The sequence below is a fragment of the Pseudomonas sp. LBUM1660 genome (assembly GCF_059695935.1).
Genome location: NZ_CP166795.1, coordinates 2,517,942 through 2,534,835 on the forward strand (window position 1 = coordinate 2,517,942; position 16,894 = coordinate 2,534,835).

A 16,894-nucleotide genomic window follows, 5' to 3' on the forward strand; every position below is an offset into this window, starting at 1 on the left:
CGGGTAGATCAAGAGCAGGCGAGCTAACGCTCGGCCTAATGAGTGGTGAGAAGCGGATGGTGCACGCTGATCCCTGTAGGAGCGAGGCTTGCCCGCGAAGGCGGCCTGACAGCCGACCATTTTCTTGCGGGTGTACACAGAACTTTGTGGGAGCGGGCTTGCCCGCGATGGCGGCCTGACAGCCGACCCATATTTTGCTGATGTACCCAATTTTATTGTGGGAGTGAGCCTGCTCGCGATGGCGGCGTATCAGCCAACATCAATGCTGAATGACACACCGCCTTCGCTAGCAGGCTCACTCCCACAGGGGGATATGTGTGTGGATTTGAGGGGTGTGTTTAATAGTGTTTAGAGTTACTTCCTGAAAGCTACAGATCCTTGCGCCGTTGCCTACGACTGCGCCAGAATCCGCCGGCTTGTGCGCTTTGGCCCTGGTCTTTATCGTTTCCGTATCGCTGCCAATCAGCGGTCGGGTTTAGCGACTCGGACCATTCAAAGTGCATCAGTGCTCCAGACTTTCTAGCAGACTTTTGACGTCTGCAATTTCGTCATGGTGACTGTGTGCGGGAGACCTTCGGGTCTACCGGGTGCCTTTGACCGGTTCGCTAACCTGCATACAGTCGCCACCCTTACTTGTTTAGCGACAGGTTCTGGTGGCGCCATTTTCCAAAGGAGATTCACCATGTTCAAAGCCACACCCAATCCCCCGCAATCCGACGACGTTTCCCCCTACGATCCCCTCGATCCCAAAAAGCTCAACGAAGCTGCCGACCGTGCGCTGGATCACTATCTCAATCCGCTGAAAAACGCGATCCCACCACACAAGCCCAGCACCATTTACCTCATCGCCCCGGATATCGACTCCGAAACCCTGTTGGTCAACGCTTGCGAATCTCTGGCCTCGGCCAGTGTGATGGCGAGTGATTTCGCAAGCCAGTTGCAAGGCCCGCAACGGAACACAATGCTCGCCCTTCAGCAAATCATCATGCTGGGCGAGCTGGCGGTGAACCGAGCGCTGGATAACATTGATCCGCAGGCGTAAACGCTAAGTCTGTGGTGAGAGGGTTTCTGTGGCGAGGGAGCTTGCTCCCGCTCGGCGGCGAAGCCGTCGTAAAACCGGTGAATGCGGTGTGTCAGTGGACATGTGGTTGCTGGGTTTGGGTCTGCTGCGCAGCCCAGCGGGAGCAAGCTCCCTCGCCACAGTTTGAGTTCATCAGATGGGCCGCGTAATCGTTCGAAAGCGGCTTGTCAGGCATCCAATTCGCCACAGACGTACCGAAAAAAAAACGCGACCCTCCCCCAAGGGCCGCGGTTTTTATGCCTCGCGATTACTGCTGCAACACAGTCGCCCGGTTGTCACTGCCCAACTGCTGGACAGTCGCCATCTGGGTCACGCCACTCTGATCAACACTGGCCGTGTTCCCGGTACCCCCTTGAGTCACATACGCCACGTTCATGGTGTCAGCCTGTTTGACGGTAATCATGTTGTCGCTGCCATACAGTTGCGTGGTGAACGCCTGGTTGCCCGTGCCGGACTGGTCGAACTCGGTGGTGTTGCCCGTGCCGTTGGTGGTGCCCTGGGCCAGGTTGGTGGTGCCGCGCTGGTCGGCGATCAGGATGTTGTCGCTGCCGTTCTGGTCGAAGTACAGCTCGTTGTAGGAATCGGCCTGGCTGATGGTGGTTTTGTTGCCTGTGCCGGTCTGGTTGGTGGTCATGATGTGGCCGACGCCATCTTGGTTGAAGCTGGCGATGTTGCCGTTGCCCGCCTGGGTGACGGTCGCGCGCTGGTTGCTGCCGAATTGGCCGCCCAGTTGCGGGCCTTTCCAGTTGCTGGCGTAGACCTTGTTTTCGGTACCCACGGAGGTGGCGTTCAGCACATGGCTGTCGCCGCTCTGGTAGGTGAAGTGCACGTTGCCGGTGCCTTGCTGGTACAGCGCGAGCACCGAGCCGACGGAGTCGAACTGGTCGGCGTAGATGGCGTTGACGTCGCCGACTTGCAGGACCTGGGCGTTGTTGTTTTGGCCGAAGCTCTGGTCGACCACGGTTTCGTTGGTTTGTCCGTACTGGTTGACGGTGGCTTCGCTGGCGGTTTGCCCGCCTTGCCAGACTTCCGTGGCGTTGAAGTCGCCGAACTGGTTGATGGTCACGACGCCGCCATTGCCGTCGCGCTGGTCGCCATAGGCATAGTTGCCTTCGCCGGCCTGGTTGATGCCGATCTCGCCGCCCATGTGCGCGATCTGTTCGGCGGTGCCGTAGTTGGCGGTGCCGTACTGGATGATCGTCGCGTTGTTGGCGATGCCCAGTTGAATCTGCTCGATATTGGCCTCGTTGGCGTCACCGAACTGGAAGGTCTGGCCTTTGGTGGCTTCCTGGCTGTCCTGATAGAGGAAAGAGAAGTTGCCACTGCCCGCCTGTTGTTGCAGCGCCTGGTTTTCGCCCATGCCGATCGACTGGCTGGCATGGCTGGTGTTGAGGCTGCCGACCTGTTGCTGGACGATGGTGCTGCCGTTCTCGAACAGTTGCTCACCGTAACTGGCGTTGAAGTCGCCGACCTGATCCTGGTTGATGGTGCCGGTGGCGGTGTCTTGCACCGCCATGGCATCGTTACCCTGGCCGAGTTGCTGTTGGGCTGCGGTACTGAACGGGGCCGCGGTCTGTTTCACTTCGGCAATGTTTGCGGTGCCGACCTGATCCTGGGTGGAAACGCTGTCGTCGGCCATCGCCTGGGCACTGACAATGACCAGTATGGCGGCGGTGAGGGGCGTCAGTTTGAACATGATGAAACCTCCAAGTGGTGCAGTGCTTTAGCGATATTGTTTGACCGAAACGCTCATGCCATTTCCCGACTGGGTCACGGCGCTTGAAAGCCCCGTACCGGCCTGGTCGATGCTGGCGTCGTTGTTATTGCCATTCTGGGAAATCTGCGCGCGGTTGTGGCTGCCGTTTTGCGTGATTGAGGCGGCGTTGCCGGAACCTTGCTGGGTGATCATTGCCATGAGGTCGCTGCCTTGTTGCAGGATCCAGGCTTCCTGGTTACTGCCCGACTGGACGATGGTGCCGAGCAACGACTGGCCGTTCTGTTGCACCAGCGCCACGTTGGCCTGGCCGTTCTGGTCGATCAGCGCGTGCTGGCCAACCAGTGGAGGCAATTCGCCGAGGTCGGCGGAGGGTGCCAGGTCGTCGTTCTCCATCAAATCGTCGGCGCGCACGCCGACACTGCTGCAAAGCAGAAGCAGGCAGAGCAGGGCGGCGGTCGGCGTTTTCATGGCGTTGTCCTGTGGGAAGAGGCCGGCCCCACCCACCGAATCGGCGGGTGGGGCGAGGGCTCAGTTGGCGATGACCGTCACGGTACGCACGGTGCCTTGGGACGAGCGGATGGTCGCCGTTGGATTAGCCGACGGGATCACCGTGGTGCTGTTGTTCACCGTCAACCGCCAGCGACCGGTCACCGGCACCGTGGTGGTGCCCAGGGTGACCAGCCCGGTCGGGGTGGTGACCTGCACGGTGATGGTGTTGCCGGTGATCACCGATGAGGTGCCCGCAAAGTCCCAGGTGAAGCGGTTATTGGAGCGGGCCGATACCGTGGCGCCGGTCACTGTGAAAGTTTCCGCAGCAGGCCGTGGCGAGACTTGCACCGTGACCGTCGCCGGTGTCGACAGGGCGCCGAAGCTGTCCCGGGCGACGTAGGTGAAGGTCGTGGTGAAGGCCGTGGTGACCGTGGCCGGTGGGGTGTAGGTGATGACGGTGCCGTTGGAACTGACGGAGCCGCGATTGGTTGCCGGTTGGGTCACGCTGGCGACGGCGAGCGGCACGTTGCCTTCCGGATCGGTGTCGTTGGCCAGCACGTTGATCGGTATCGCCACGCCCAGGGTCGCGATGCTGTCGGCGACGGCCACTGGAGGCTGGTTCGGCGCCACGGTGATGGTCACGGTCGCCGGAGCGGTCGAGGCCAGGCCTTTGACGTCTTGAGCCTTGTAGGTGAAGGTCGTGGTCAGCGGCGCATTGACCACAGCCGGTGGGGTATAGACCACCGCCGTGCTGCCGCTCAATGCCACGGTGCCTTGCCCGGCAGCCGGTTGGGTCAGCGCGGTGATGCTCAGCGGCGTGTTGCCGTCGGGATCACTGTCGTTGGCCAGCAGGTTGAGGGTGATCGGCACGCCGAAGCTGGTGTTGCCGGTGTCGGCTACCGAGAGCGGCGCCTGGTTCTCACCGGTATCCGGCGCAGTCCCGACCACTACGACCAGCTCGGTATCACTGCCGCCTGCGGCCGATTTGACCGTGACGGTAGCCGGTGGCTGAGTCAGATCTGCAATGGTCAGTCGTTGCAGGGTGCCGGACTTCGACAGGCGTCCGTATCCCTGCGCGACCATGTCTGGCACTGCCACTTCATCGGTGGAGGTGGCCTCGATCAGCAGGCTGTGATTGCTCCAGTTGTAGCGAGCAGTCTGGATTTTCACCAGGTCAGTGAGCTTGCTCGACACCGCCGTCGGCCGGGTGGTGCCGGCCGGGTTGGTGGCGGTGACCACCACCACCGGAGGCACGGTGGTACCCGTCAGGCGTTGGCCGAAGAACTGGCCATTGTTGTCGCCGAGCATGTTGGTCAGGCAAGGGCTCTGCGGTGGTCCGACCACCAGAGCCACGGTTTCGCGGAAGCACAGGCTCGAACCGTTGGTCGATTTGCCAAACACTTCTACCCGGGTACTGCTGTTGCCCGGGCCTGACGAGGTGCGGCGGTAAGTGGCGCGGCCGATTTCCACCGGGGTTTGCGCCCGGTTGTCGAGGACTTTGCCGGACACGGTAAAGAGGGTGGTCTGGATGGTCCCGGCAGGCCCCTGCACACGCAGGAAGTTGTTATTGAACGGGCTGCCGGTGACCGCTTCGGTGAGGTTCGGATCGCCGACGAAAGTCTCGATGGATCCTGTGTCCGGATTCACTTCGGTGTAGGGGCCGTTGACGCTGCGCAGGAATGGCCCGACCTCCCCGTTGAGGGCACCCGAGAAGTTGCCCGGTACGCCGATGCCGATGTCGCGGGTGATGTTGATCGCCCGACGGCCCGGTGTGGTGACGTTGACCGTTTCCACGCCATACGGGTGGGTGATGGTGTAGGTCCCGGCGACAGGCACGTTCACCCGCAGACGAATCCGCGCGAAGCTTGCCTGATCGCCGTCGACAGGGTTTTCCGCAGCGAAGGCCGCTTCGATGCCGGCCACGTAGGCATCCACGCCATAGCCTCCGACATCGGCGATGGTGGTTTCGGCGAGGTACCAGAACGCTTCCGGTGGCCAGTTATCCGGAAACACCATCGGCAGGGTGTCGTCGAAAACCCCGGGTTCCGGATTGAGGATGCACATGTAGGAAGGCGCGCCCGGTGCCCCAGGCGACCGTGAGCTGGTTGCCCGCGACTGGCACAGTTCCAGCGACAGCAGATTGTTGTCCTGATACCACATCGGGAATTTCCCGGTGGCGAAGGTGTAAGGGCCGGGGTCGACGGCATTGAGCTGCGCGAAAGCGCTGCCGGACAGCGATAAAGTCAGTCCCAAGGCGTTGAGCGCCAGGCGTGGCAATTTGTTCATGATGCCTCCTGATGAGGATCCGGGCATGTGTGCGTTCATTGCACGATGACCACTTCTTCGATGTCGCTGCCGCCATTGGATGACGTCACTCGAACCTTGGCTGGTGGAATCGGCGAGATGCCGGTCGCCAGGGATTTCACTGCGCCATCGCCACTCAGGGCGCCGATGGCGACACCGGTGCCGGTGGTGGCGGTGAGTACCGGTGGCGAGGTTTCATCGCTGGTCGAAGCCACTACCGTGATTTGCGCGGTGCTCAAGCTGTACTGGGCGGTCTGGATTACCACCAGGTCCGTCAGTGGCATTGACAGCGTGGTCGGGGTGCTGCTGGGAATGGCCAGGTGGTTGTCGGCTGTCACCACCAGGTTGCTGGGTAATGTCGGGTTGGTTGAGGACTGGGCGTACCAGTGGCCGGAGGTATCAGCCTCGGTCAGGTGCAGCGCCGGGCTGTTGCTGTCCAGGGTCACGGTGGCCGGAGGCGGCGGGGCCATGACGAACACGTCCTGCTGCGCCACGGGTGCGCTTTCACCGGCCTTGCGCGAGTAAGTGCTGCGCTCGGTGATCATTGGAGTTGGCCGGACCACGGTCGACAACTTGCCGGAAATGGCCATGACCGTTGTGCGCAAGTCCAGACCGTTAGGCCCTTCGATGCGGATGTAGTTGGTATTGAAAGGACTGCCGGTGAAGGCTTCTTCCAGATTCGGATCGCCAACGAATCGCTCGGCCGCCCCGGTGACCGGGTTGGTTTCGGTGTAGGGGCCGTTGACGCTGCGCAGGAATGGGCCGATGTCACTCTTGAGGGCGCCGTCGTAGGTTTTCGGCGTGCCGATGCCGATGTCGCGGGTCATGTTGATGGCGCGAGTTCCACCGGCGGGAACGTCAAAGATGTCGACGCCGTAGGGGTGCGTGATGGTGTAGACACCGGCCGTGGGCACGTCCACCCGAATGCGGATGCGGCCAAAACTGACCTGGTCGCCTTCTACCGGTTCTTCAGCGGCGAAGGCGGCTTCCACGGCGCTGACATAGGTCAGGTCGATGCCCCGTGCGGCATCGACGATTGCTCCGTCGCCGGTAAACCAGAACGCCTCATCGGGAAAGTTGCTCGGGAAAACGATCGGCTGCGTGTCGTCGAAAACGCCGGGGGTCGCCCCCAGCAGGCACATGTACGAGGGAGCGCCGGGAGCACTCGGGACTCGCGAACTGAGCGCCTTGGACAGGCATAGATCAAGGGTTCGACCATGGGAGTCCTGATACCAGGCGGCGAACGAGCCGTTGGCGGGTACATAGGGGCCGGGGTCGACGGCAAACAGCGCTGCCAGGGCAACACTTTGGGCGAGAGCGCTGACGACCAGGGCGGCCGCCGTTTTGGACAGTAAAGGGTGCATGAGTATTCCCTCTATCAGAGTACCTGCCCCGTAGGGATGGGTCAGTTGTGTGGGTTTTGGCAACTTCCATACCAATCTTTCAAAACGCCCGGCAGAGGCCCGCAGTGAAGGCGTGGAGCGCGCAAACGGTTTCACGGGGCTGAGGGTGGAAGCGGGCGACTGTCCCCAGCATTGGGGGTAGATGGGGGCAGTGGGGTATGCGGGGAATCGGTGGGGGGGACAACACCCGATTCCGGGCAAACATCGAGCAGTGGGCTATAACCCTATAGGGAGTTTCCGGGAACAACGTCCATGACCAGTCAGACCACAACCCTCCAGAAAGAAGAGGGCGATATCCGCCTGAGCTCGCGCAATCAGTCGTTCAATCTGCTGCGCTGGTTCTCGCTTATCAGCATGGCGGTGATCGGCACGGTGGCCGTGGCACTGGGGGCGGTGTCCACGCGTTTCGTGGTTACCGAAAGCGTGCAGCGCGATGCGTTGCTCACGTCTCAGTTCATCCAGGCGATTGCCTCGGCCGAGGTGCGCCATGTCTCGATCCCCAACGTGCGGACCATGGGCGAATTGCTGGACCCGCGCAAAGACCGGGACTTCCCTGACGTTGACCCACTGGCCCGAGCCAGTGCCCGTGGCGAATTCCTCGACCATATCGAGCACTTGCCGGACGTGATCCTGGCCAACATTTATGCCCCTGACCGCATGGTGATCTGGTCCACCAACCCGGCGCTGATGGGCACCACGATCCATGCCGACGACGATCTGGACCAGGCCTTTTCCTCGAAGACTCCGGTTTCAGCCAGCTATCACAGCATCGACAAAAGCCGCATGGAGCAGAAGTTCGTCACGTCACCGAACTACATCTTCATTGAGAACTACATTCCACTGTTCGATGCCGATGGCGATACGGTCACGGCGATGGTCGAGATCTACAAGGAACCCAAGGACCTGATCGACCGCATGGAGCGCGGGCTGGTGCTGATCTGGCTGGCCACGGCCCTGGGCGGCGGACTGATTTATCTGGGGCTGTACTGGATCGTGAGGAGGGCGGCGATCCTGCTGGCGGAGCAGCAAAAACAATTGATCACCAACGAAACCTTCGTCGCGCTCGGGGAGATGTCCTCAGCGGTTGCCCATAGCCTGCGCAACCCGTTGGCGACCATCCGTTCCAGCGCCGAACTGGCCCTGGAATTCGACAGTGGCCCGGCCCATAAAAACATCAACGACATCATCGGTCAGGTGGATCGCATGTCGAAGTGGGTCAGGGAATTGCTGCAGTCGCTACGCCCGCTCAACGACGAGGCCGAGCCGGTGAACCTGGTGGCGGCGTTGCATGACAGCCTCATGGCCTTCGAGTATCAGATTGCCAAGGCCGGGGTGCAGGTGGTGTTCGAGCCGAAAGAGACGCCAATGGTGTTGAGCCAGCAGGTGCAGCTCACACAGATCCTCAACAGTTTGCTGGCCAATGCCCTGGAAGCGATGGACCGGGGCGGTACGCTGACCATCACCCTGGAGCCGACCGATACGCGGGGGATTTGCGTTGTCGTGAGCGACACCGGCAAGGGCATGAACGAAGAACAGCGCAGCATGGCGTTCCGGCCTTTCTTCACCACCAAGCAAGGCGGACTGGGTGTCGGGCTGGTGCTGGTGAAACGGATCATGGAGCGTTTTGGCGGCGCGGTGACACTCGGTAGTCGGGAAGGCGAGGGCACGAGTGTCCGCCTGTCGTTCAAGCGGATTCCCTGAAACCGGGTGTGAACTTTCCCCGTTACCGGGTGTCAAGCCCCAGTCGTTTTGCCAGGTCATGGCATATTGATGCTGATAAGCCATTGTTTTATTTGTCGTTAATACTTTTGTATAAAACTGTTACAAATTTGGCGAGGTCCTTGCAACTCCACCACTACCCCCTTCACGACTTCGAGGCGGCTGGTGATGGACAGAAAAGCGCGGTTCCCCTTCAAATGGTTCGGCCTGATAACGCCTCTAAGCGTCCTTCTGACAATGACACTGGGCACAGCGACTCTGCGTGCCAGCCCCATCGATGACGAACGAGAGCCCGAGCCGAACGATCCTTCGAGGTATTACGACGAACCGACTGACGAAGCGGCGGCGTTGAGCGCCATCTTGACCATGCCCGAGGCCAACAAGGATTCCTTCGATTTGCCCGATGGCGTCAAAGGCAGCCGCGACACGACGCGTCAGGAAAACGTCCTGCCGCCGACGGTGCAGACCAGTTTCAATTACCCCACCAATGGCAAGCCGAGCCCGCTGTTCGGCGCTCAGCCGTTCACTCAGCAATTGTTGCTGTTCGAAGAGTTCGGCCCGGAAAAACTCGACCCCACCACACCGGCGGCGCCGTTGGGCTTTCCACCGGCGGCCGTTGGCCCGTTGCCACAGCAGGACCCCACCAACGCAGCGCGCAGTGCGCCACCGAGCGCGGCGCTCGACGCCTTTATGCGTCAACCGGGGCTGACGCCGTTCCCCAGCCAGTTCTCGAACGTGGTGGACCGCAACCCCTGGCAGGCGCAGATCGAGTATTTTCTCAACCGCCATATCGGTTCTTCTGCTGAAGGTCGTCCGCCAGGAAAAGGCTGGTCGCATCAGCGCTGGAACGAGTTCTACCCGCAAACGGCCTACAAAACCGTGCAAACCGGGGCGAGGCTCAACAGCGGCTGGCGTGACAGCCATCAAATGCACGGCTATGCGCTGGGTGAGTTCGGCCCCGGTGGCCTCTACCACAACGTCGCCGGTGTGCCGGCCACGGATGGCACGGCCAAAGGCGTCGACCCGCGTTTTCACCCGAGTATGCCGGTGCAGAACCACAACTCAGTCTGGACCTTCGACGGCACCTTGCCGCCAAAACTGCTGATGGTGCGTTACGGTCAGCCGGTGCTGATGCGCCATTACAACGGTCTGCCGATCGACCCGTCGGCCAACATGGGCTTCGGCCTGCACACCATCAGCACCCATGAACACAACGGTCACGCACCGGCGGAAAGCGACGGCTATGCCAACGCTTTTTTCTTCCCGGGGCAGTATTACGACTATCGCTGGCCGATCCAGTTGGCCGGTTACGACAGCATCAACACCGACGCCCATGATCCGCGCGCGGCGTTCCCTTGCTCGCCGGGGGAAACCCTGTGGACCAACGACGTCAGCCCCAGTCGCAAGACCTGCGACCACGGCACCATCAAGATTCGCGGCGACTGGCGCGAAACCATGAGCACCCACTGGTTCCACGACCACATGCTCGATTTCACCGCGCAGAACGTCTACAAGGGCAACGCGGCGATGATGAATTACTACAGCGCCCTGGACCGTGGCAACGAATCGGTGAACGACGGCGTCAACCTGCGTCTCCCCAGCGGCAGCGCGCTGCCGTGGGGCAACCGCGACTACGACGTCAACCTGGTGTTCGCCGACAAGGCCTGGGATCAGGCCGGGCAGCTGTGGTTCAACCCCTTCAACACCGACGGCTTCCTCGGTGACCAGGTGCTGGTCAACTGGCAGTGGAAACCGACGCTGGACGTTCGCGCCCGCAGCTATCGGTTCCGCATCCTCAACGGCTCGGTGTCGCGGTACTTCAAGTTCGCCATTGTCCGTGAGGTAAAGGGCAGCAGCGGCGAGTTTCCCGGCCCGAAAAACTCCGGTGTGTCCTATGCCCGCGTGCCGTTCCACATGATTGCCAACGACGGCAACATCATGGAACACAGCGTGCCGTTCGACGGCACCATGGACCTGGATGCCGACGGCGATAAACAGAATCACAACGCGATCCTTCCGACCCAGGGCATCGCCGAGCGCTTCGACATCCTCGTCAACTTCGCGAAAAACGGCATCAAGCCTGGTGACAAGGTGTTCGTGGTCAACCTGCTGGTGCATGACGACGGCAAAGGCCCGAAAGAACCTGTGCCATTGGCCGATGTGCTGTCGCAGAAATACCTGGCGGTGATCAAGCCATCGAGCAAGGGACCGCAGTGGGACAAGGGTGATCCGGGCGTGGGCAAGGTCTTGCAACTGAACGTCAAGGCTTACACCGGTCAGGACCTGGCCATGGACCCGGCGGCCTACGAACCGGCCAAGCCGGGTAAAGCCGAGGGACTGGTGATGATCCCGCTGAAAATCCATCGCGACAATGCGGCCGACAAGGTTCTGCTGGCCCAGGCGCGCCACCGCACCTTCACCTTCGGCCGTTCCGACGGCACCGATGAAGCGCCGTGGACGGTCAAGACCGATGGCGGTTTCGGCTTCCACATGGACCCGCGACGCTTGAACACCGCGACCAAACTGGCCAGCGGCCCGACCGATGCCGGTGTTAGCGGTTTCGGCACCCTGGAAGTGTGGAACATCAAGGCCGGCGGTATCGGCTGGAGCCATCCGGTGCATGTGCACTTCGAGGAGGGCATCATCCTCAGCCGCGGCGGCAAGGCACCACCGGAATGGGAAAAATGGGCACGCAAGGACGTGTACCGCATCGGCTCGGAAAAGGATGGCCTGGACAGCGTCGAGGTGGCGATCAACTTCCGCGAATTTGCCGGGACGTACATGGAGCACTGTCACAACACTCAGCATGAAGACAACTCGATGCTGCTGCGCTGGGACATTGAGAAGCCCGGGCAATTCCAGTTGATGCCGACACCGCTGCCGAGCTGGGATGGGGTGCGCTACGTCAACTCTGCCGCGCTGCCAACCTTCCGCAATGGCGATGGTTTCGGCCCTAAAGTGGTGGTCAAGCCATGAAGAGGAGGGGAGCCGACACACCAGCGCATACGCCGCGCTCCCGCGCCTTGGGCATGCACCTGATTCTGGTCCTGGTGACCTGTTTGTTGGCCAGTCAGGTGCTGCTCGCTCACGAAGGGGTGCTGTCGCCGACGGAATCGGCGACACCCTGGGGCGGCGATTACTTCCCCAACACCCTGCTGACCGATCAGGACGGTCGGCAGGTGCGTTTCTTCGATGACCTGATCAAGGACAAGGTGGTGGTGATCAATTTCATATTTACTTCGTGCAGCGACTCCTGCCCGCTGGAAACCGCGCGCCTGCGTCAGGTGCAGAAGTTGCTGGGGGACAGGGTCGGGAAGGACGTCTTCTTCTACTCCATCAGCATTGATCCGCTCAGCGACACGCCCGATGCCCAACTTGCGCCTGGATGAGAACGCTGCGCAATCAATTATGGGGTTTTTGCAGGAAGAAACTGAGCGCCAGCAGCCGCTGCAGGCGGCGCAAGTGCAATAGCGGCGAAATACTATCAGTGCAGCCGTCAACCACGATCAATGCGACCTACACTGATCCGAGACTCAACTGAAAAGGCTTGATGCAAGCATTCTGGACAATACCCATGCAGATACTGAAACAACAAAAAGTACCTGCGCCGGACTCATCGGCAGCAGAAGGCCAGGGTCGAAGTGGACAGTTCAATCTGCTGCGCTGGTTTTCCCTGGGCAGTTTTTTCATCATCGCCGCCGTGGCGCTGGGGTTGGGTTATGTGTCCACGCGTTTTGTTGTCGAAGAGAGCGTCGAGCGGGACTCCTTGCTCACTGCGCAATTCATCCAGGCCATCGGTGACGGGGAAATTCGTCATGCCGGCATCACGCCCACTAGAACCATGGGCGAGATGCTCGATCCGCGCGATGACAACGCCTATCCCGACGTCGACCCGGGTGCCCGTGCCGCTGCCCGCATTGAGTTTCTCGATCACGTCGAACACTTGCCGGACTCGCTGCTGGCGGTGGTGTACGCCCTGGATCGCACGGTGGTCTGGTCGACCAATCCACAGATGATCGGCATGCGCGTCGAAGGCGATGAAGAACTGGACGAATCCTTTGAAATGAAAGAACCGGTCTCCACTAGCTATCACCAGATCGACGAGGAGCGTCCCGAACAGATGCTGTTGCGCGAGCCCAAGTACCTGTTCATCGAGAACTACATCCCGATGTTCAATGCCGACAAGAGCAAAGTCATCGCCATGGTCGAGATCTACAAGGAACCGGCGGACCTTGTGGCGCGCATCCAGCGTGGCTTCAAGGCGATCTGGCTGGCGACCCTGCTCGGCGGCCTGGTCATCTACCTTGGGCTGTTCTGGATCGTGCGGCGTGCGTCGATGTTGCTGCAGAGCCAGCAAAAGCAATTGATCACTAACGAGACCTTTGTCGCCTTGGGGGAAATGTCCTCGGCCGTCGCCCACAGTTTGCGCAATCCGCTGGCGAACATACGCTCCAGCGCCGAACTGGCCCAGGAAATCGCCAGCCAGAGTGCGCAGAAGAACATCGGCGACATCATCAACCAGGTCGATCGCATGTCACGCTGGGTCCGGGAGCTGCTGGTGTCGTTGCGGCCCATGAACGACGATTTCGAACCGGTGGACCTGGTGCTGGCCATCGATGACACCCTGAGCGCTTTCGATGCGCTGATCCGACGCTCGAACGTGGAGGTGCGCTTTACACCGCAGACCTGCCCCCCGGTCGTCAGTCAACAGGTGCTGCTGACCCAGATTCTCAATAGCCTGTTTGCCAACGCCCTGGAGGCCATGCCCAAGGGCGGCATGCTCAGCGTCGATATTGAACAGCCCCGGTCGGGACAGGTGCGGATGACCTTGGGTGATACCGGCAAAGGCATGACCAAGCAGCAGCAACAGATGGTCTTCAAGCCGTTTTTCACCACCAAACAGGGAGGGTTGGGCGTTGGCCTGGCCCTCGTCAAACGAATAATGGAGCGTTTCGAAGGCTCGGTCGAACTGACCAGCCAGGAGCAGGAAGGAACCCGCGTTTGTCTCAATTTTAAAGTGGCAACCGGAGGGGAATATGGAGCACAGCATACTGCTGGTCGAGGATGATGAACTCCTGGCCGAGAATATTCAGACCTACCTGGAGCGCAAAGACTTCGAGGTGACGGTCTGCCACTCGGCTGAAGAGGCGTTGGATAAACTGGGTACGTTCACCCCGGATGTGGTGTTGACCGACAACTCGCTGCCGGGCATGAGCGGTCACGACCTGATCCAGAAGCTGCGCATCAGCGCGCCGGATCTGAAAGTGATCATGATGACCGGCTACGGCAACGTCGAAGATGCCGTGGTCGCGATGAAAGAGGGCGCTTTTCATTACGTCACCAAACCGGTGGCCTTGCCGGAGCTCAAGCTGCTGCTGGACAAGGCCCTGGCCACTGATCGAATGGAGCGCACGCTCTCGTTTTATCAGGAGCGCGAGGCGCAGAAGTCAGGCGTACAGGCATTGATCGGCGAGTCGGCTCCGATGCACTACTTGAAAAACACCATCGCCCAGTTGCTCGACGCCGAGCGGCGCATGGCCAACGCCGACCTGCCGCCTGTTCTGGTGGAAGGCGAAACCGGTACCGGCAAGGAACTGGTGGCCCGGGCGCTGCACTTTGACGGCCCGCGCGCAAAGGGCCCATTCATCGAATTCAACTGCGCGTCTATCCCGTCCAACCTGGTGGAATCGGAACTGTTCGGCCACGAGAAGGGCGCCTTCACCGACGCCAAGGACCGTCGTACCGGCCTGGTCGAAGCAGCCGATGGCGGCACGTTGTTTCTCGATGAAGTAGGGGAAATGGACCTGCTGCTGCAAGCCAAGCTGCTGAAGCTGCTGGAAGACCGGACCATCCGCCGCGTGGGCTCGGTCAAGGAGCGCAAGGTCGATTTGCGGGTGATCAGCGCGACCAACTGCAACCTTGAACAAATGGTGCAACAGGGCAAGTTTCGTCGTGACCTGTTCTTCCGTTTGCGCATTATTTCGATCAAGGTGCCGCGTCTGTATGCCCGTGGCGAAGACATCTTGTTGCTGGCCCGGCACTTCCTGGCGATCCACGGCAAACGCTATGGCAAGCCGAACCTGCATTTCAGCGATCAGGCTGAAGAGTTGCTGCTCAGCTACAGTTGGCCGGGCAACGTGCGCGAATTACGCAACATGCTCGAACAAACCGTGCTGTTGGCACAGAGCGATACGATTGCTTCCCATCAGCTCAATGTCTGCCTGAGCCTGGTGGATGATCCTCAAATGTTTCAGCAGGAGCCGCAGCACCACGAGCCGCGTCCGGTCTACAACGGCACCGAGTCGATGAACCTGCCGGAAGTCGAGCGCGACATGGTGCGCAAGATGCTCGACAAGACCGACTGGAACGTCACCAAGTCCGCACGCTTGCTGGGCCTGAGCCGCGACATGCTGCGTTACCGGATCGAGAAACTCGGTCTCGCGCGCCCGGACAAACGTCAGTGGTGAGTCTTGTTGCAGCCTTCACTGCAACGTAGCTCCCTGACGGATGAGGCATTCGAGCACGCACGTGGGGTCTAGGATTTCTTCGTTGACGTAGACACCGCGTTCCGCATCGTAGGAACGGATGAAGACTCGAACGGACGCATCCGCGACGGTCGGCAATCGTGAGTCGGAGAAGTCATGCTGGCTGGCAATCGGGATGAAGTCCCGAGGCGCTGTCGGGATGTACGACCGAGGTGGCACGGAGCTCAGGGAGGGTGGCACCGGGTGGGCGAAGGGCTGGTCGGCGCCGTAATAATTGAACTCACTGCTGTAGTCAGTGGTGGGTGTCAGAGTATCGTCCGCCTGGGCGCCGGTGATGGCGGTCAGACTGAGGGCGAACAACAGCGTCAGATCAGTTTTTTTCATGGCAACACCTGCGAAATCGGTTTTCCCGCACTTCCCCAAGGCCATTAACTATAGCTGCCCTACGGGCACGCGTTCGCGATGCCCGGATTACAACATTCCAACAAACACCCAATGGGGTTTTTCAGCACCCTGATCTAGACTCGTGCCGGTCAACAAAGACCCGGATTCTGGAGTGCAATGGAAATGCCGACCAAAGAAAATGCCATCGCCAGCAACCGCGATGCCTGGAACGACTCCGCCCGACACCACAAGGATGCCCCCGATTGGCAGGCCCTGGTGAAGGCGGTCAGTCATCGCGATTTTAGCTGCATCGATGACACACTTCGCGGTGTGCTGGAGCAGGTCGGCGTCGATGGCAAGGACGTGGTGCAACTGGGCTGCAACAACGGGCGGGAGAGTATTTCGCTGTTTGCGCTGGGCGCTCGCAGCGTGGTGGGGGTCGATCAGTCCGAGGCGTTTCTCGATCAGGCGCGGGAACTGGCGTCCCGCTCGCCGCATGAGCCCGAATTCATCGAGGCCGACATTCATCACCTGCCGGCTGATCTGCATGACCGTTTCGACGTGGCGCTGATCACCATCGGCGTCTTGAACTGGATGCCCGACATCGGCGAATTCTTCCACCATGTCGCGCAGACCCTCAAGCCCGGCGGTGCGTTGGTGGTGTACGAAACCCACCCCTTCCTGGAAATGGTCGATCCCGAGGCCGCGGATCCCTATCGTCTGGACAGCTCATACTTTCGCAGCGAGCCGTTCGTGCAGGACCAGCCGATCGTCTACGAAGGCAAAGTCGACCAGCAAGCCGCGTCGTCCTACTGGTTCGTCCACACTCTGGGCGCCATCTTCACCGGTGCCATCGAGGCGGGGCTGCAGATCAGCCACTTCAAGGAGTACCCGCATTCCAACCGCGAGGACCTCTATGACCGGTATGAGCGGCAGCCGGCGCAGATGCCGTTGTGTTTTACGTGGGTGGGGGTGAAGCGAGCAGCCTAGCCAGAACAATCTCTCAAAGTACCGAGTGATTTATCGAATGACCTGGCTGCGCACAGAGATCAATGCCGAGGGCATGGATGACCTTCAAAACTGTATCAAAGCGTGGTTTTGCACCTGGCGCGAAAGCCTTGTACAGGCTTTCGCGGCCCATACCTGAATCTCTGGCTATCTGTGTCATTCCGCGCGCTTTCACCACGTAGCCGATAGCACGAAGAAATTCCTCGTTATCGCCATCTGCGAGTACTTGTGAAAGATACTCGCTAATGGCTTCGTCACTGTCCAGCAGCGCCGCCATGTCAAAAGCAGTCAAAGTCTGGCTCAT

The 16,894-nt window shown here is 60.5% G+C and carries 12 protein-coding genes and 1 pseudogene; 7 read left to right on the plus strand and 6 right to left on the minus strand.

Features of this window, described 5'->3' with window-relative positions:
• The first annotated feature begins 682 nt into the window (after nucleotides 1–682).
• Nucleotides 683–1,042, plus strand: coding sequence for a DUF6124 family protein (locus ACA068_RS11880; RefSeq protein WP_497309975.1), 360 nt, complete (start codon nucleotides 683–685; stop codon nucleotides 1,040–1,042).
• A 286-nt stretch (nucleotides 1,043–1,328) separates the two neighbouring features.
• Here ACA068_RS11880 and ACA068_RS11885 read toward each other — a convergent pair whose 3' ends face one another.
• From ACA068_RS11885 to ACA068_RS11900, 4 genes are read right to left on the minus strand one after another with little or no spacing between them, the layout of a single operon-like run.
• Nucleotides 1,329–2,777 (minus strand): curlin, encoded by a 1,449-nt coding sequence (locus tag ACA068_RS11885; RefSeq protein WP_497309977.1) that lies wholly within the window; start codon nucleotides 2,775–2,777, stop codon nucleotides 1,329–1,331.
• A 27-nt stretch (nucleotides 2,778–2,804) separates the two neighbouring features.
• Nucleotides 2,805–3,266, minus strand: coding sequence for a curlin (locus ACA068_RS11890; protein WP_497309979.1), 462 nt, complete (start codon nucleotides 3,264–3,266; stop codon nucleotides 2,805–2,807).
• A 60-nt stretch (nucleotides 3,267–3,326) separates the two neighbouring features.
• Nucleotides 3,327–5,573, minus strand: a complete 2,247-nt coding sequence (locus ACA068_RS11895) for an Ig-like domain-containing protein (RefSeq protein ID WP_497309981.1) — start codon at nucleotides 5,571–5,573, stop codon at nucleotides 3,327–3,329.
• A 35-nt stretch (nucleotides 5,574–5,608) separates the two neighbouring features.
• A complete protein-coding gene (locus ACA068_RS11900; RefSeq protein ID WP_497309983.1) occupies nucleotides 5,609–6,955 on the minus strand; it encodes a hypothetical protein in 1,347 nt (448 codons plus the stop codon).
• A 291-nt stretch (nucleotides 6,956–7,246) separates the two neighbouring features.
• Here ACA068_RS11900 and ACA068_RS11905 point away from each other — a divergent pair, with 291 nt between their 5' ends.
• The 5 genes and pseudogenes from ACA068_RS11905 to ACA068_RS11925 all read left to right on the plus strand — a co-directional run bounded on the left by ACA068_RS11905 (nucleotide 7,247) and on the right by ACA068_RS11925 (nucleotide 15,180).
• Nucleotides 7,247–8,695: a sensor histidine kinase gene (locus ACA068_RS11905; RefSeq protein ID WP_497309985.1), complete on the plus strand. Its 1,449-nt coding sequence runs from the start codon at nucleotides 7,247–7,249 to the stop codon at nucleotides 8,693–8,695.
• A gap of 186 nt (nucleotides 8,696–8,881) precedes the next feature.
• Nucleotides 8,882–11,689, plus strand: coding sequence for a multicopper oxidase domain-containing protein (locus tag ACA068_RS11910; RefSeq protein ID WP_497309987.1), 2,808 nt, complete (start codon nucleotides 8,882–8,884; stop codon nucleotides 11,687–11,689).
• Nucleotides 11,686–12,081 (plus strand): annotated as a pseudogene (locus ACA068_RS11915) (SCO family protein); the annotation flags it as partial. The gene ACA068_RS11910 and the pseudogene ACA068_RS11915, both read left to right, overlap by 4 nt.
• Before the next feature lie 206 nt (nucleotides 12,082–12,287).
• Nucleotides 12,288–13,781 carry a sensor histidine kinase gene (locus ACA068_RS11920; protein ID WP_497309989.1) on the plus strand — a complete coding sequence of 498 codons (1,494 nt, stop codon included), beginning with the start codon at nucleotides 12,288–12,290 and terminating at the stop codon, nucleotides 13,779–13,781.
• Nucleotides 13,750–15,180 (plus strand): sigma-54-dependent transcriptional regulator, encoded by a 1,431-nt coding sequence (locus ACA068_RS11925; RefSeq protein ID WP_497309991.1) that lies wholly within the window; start codon nucleotides 13,750–13,752, stop codon nucleotides 15,178–15,180. Before ACA068_RS11920 ends, ACA068_RS11925 begins: the two co-directional genes overlap by 32 nt.
• Nucleotides 15,181–15,195: 15 nt before the next feature.
• Here the strand turns inward: ACA068_RS11925 and ACA068_RS11930 are convergent, their stop codons facing one another.
• Nucleotides 15,196–15,582, minus strand: a complete 387-nt coding sequence (locus ACA068_RS11930; protein ID WP_497309993.1) for a hypothetical protein — start codon at nucleotides 15,580–15,582, stop codon at nucleotides 15,196–15,198.
• 177 nt (nucleotides 15,583–15,759) lie between these two features.
• Here ACA068_RS11930 and ACA068_RS11935 point away from each other — a divergent pair, with 177 nt between their 5' ends.
• Entirely contained in the window at nucleotides 15,760–16,572 is an 813-nt protein-coding gene (locus tag ACA068_RS11935; protein ID WP_497309995.1) for a class I SAM-dependent methyltransferase, read from the plus strand.
• Between the two features lie 13 nt (nucleotides 16,573–16,585).
• On the opposite strand, the gene ACA068_RS11940 is transcribed toward ACA068_RS11935, so the two are convergent.
• A complete protein-coding gene (locus tag ACA068_RS11940) occupies nucleotides 16,586–16,894 on the minus strand; it encodes an addiction module antidote protein (RefSeq protein WP_497309997.1) in 309 nt (102 codons plus the stop codon).

Excerpts from the sequence above, each read along its gene's own strand:
- ACA068_RS11880 (WP_497309975.1), top strand. The coding sequence starts at position 683 with ATGTTCAAAGCCACACCCAATCCCCCGCAATCCGACGACGTTTCCCCC.
- ACA068_RS11885 (WP_497309977.1), bottom strand. The coding sequence starts at position 2,777 with ATGTTCAAACTGACGCCCCTCACCGCCGCCATACTGGTCATTGTCAGT.
- ACA068_RS11890 (WP_497309979.1), bottom strand. The coding sequence starts at position 3,266 with ATGAAAACGCCGACCGCCGCCCTGCTCTGCCTGCTTCTGCTTTGCAGC.
- ACA068_RS11895 (WP_497309981.1), bottom strand. The coding sequence starts at position 5,573 with ATGAACAAATTGCCACGCCTGGCGCTCAACGCCTTGGGACTGACTTTA.
- ACA068_RS11900 (WP_497309983.1), bottom strand. The coding sequence starts at position 6,955 with ATGCACCCTTTACTGTCCAAAACGGCGGCCGCCCTGGTCGTCAGCGCT.
- ACA068_RS11905 (WP_497309985.1), top strand. The coding sequence starts at position 7,247 with ATGACCAGTCAGACCACAACCCTCCAGAAAGAAGAGGGCGATATCCGC.
- ACA068_RS11910 (WP_497309987.1), top strand. The coding sequence starts at position 8,882 with ATGGACAGAAAAGCGCGGTTCCCCTTCAAATGGTTCGGCCTGATAACG.
- ACA068_RS11920 (WP_497309989.1), top strand. The coding sequence starts at position 12,288 with ATGCAGATACTGAAACAACAAAAAGTACCTGCGCCGGACTCATCGGCA.
- ACA068_RS11925 (WP_497309991.1), top strand. The coding sequence starts at position 13,750 with ATGGAGCACAGCATACTGCTGGTCGAGGATGATGAACTCCTGGCCGAG.
- ACA068_RS11930 (WP_497309993.1), bottom strand. The coding sequence starts at position 15,582 with ATGAAAAAAACTGATCTGACGCTGTTGTTCGCCCTCAGTCTGACCGCC.
- ACA068_RS11935 (WP_497309995.1), top strand. The coding sequence starts at position 15,760 with ATGGAAATGCCGACCAAAGAAAATGCCATCGCCAGCAACCGCGATGCC.
- ACA068_RS11940 (WP_497309997.1), bottom strand. The coding sequence starts at position 16,894 with ATGAGCCAGACTTTGACTGCTTTTGACATGGCGGCGCTGCTGGACAGT.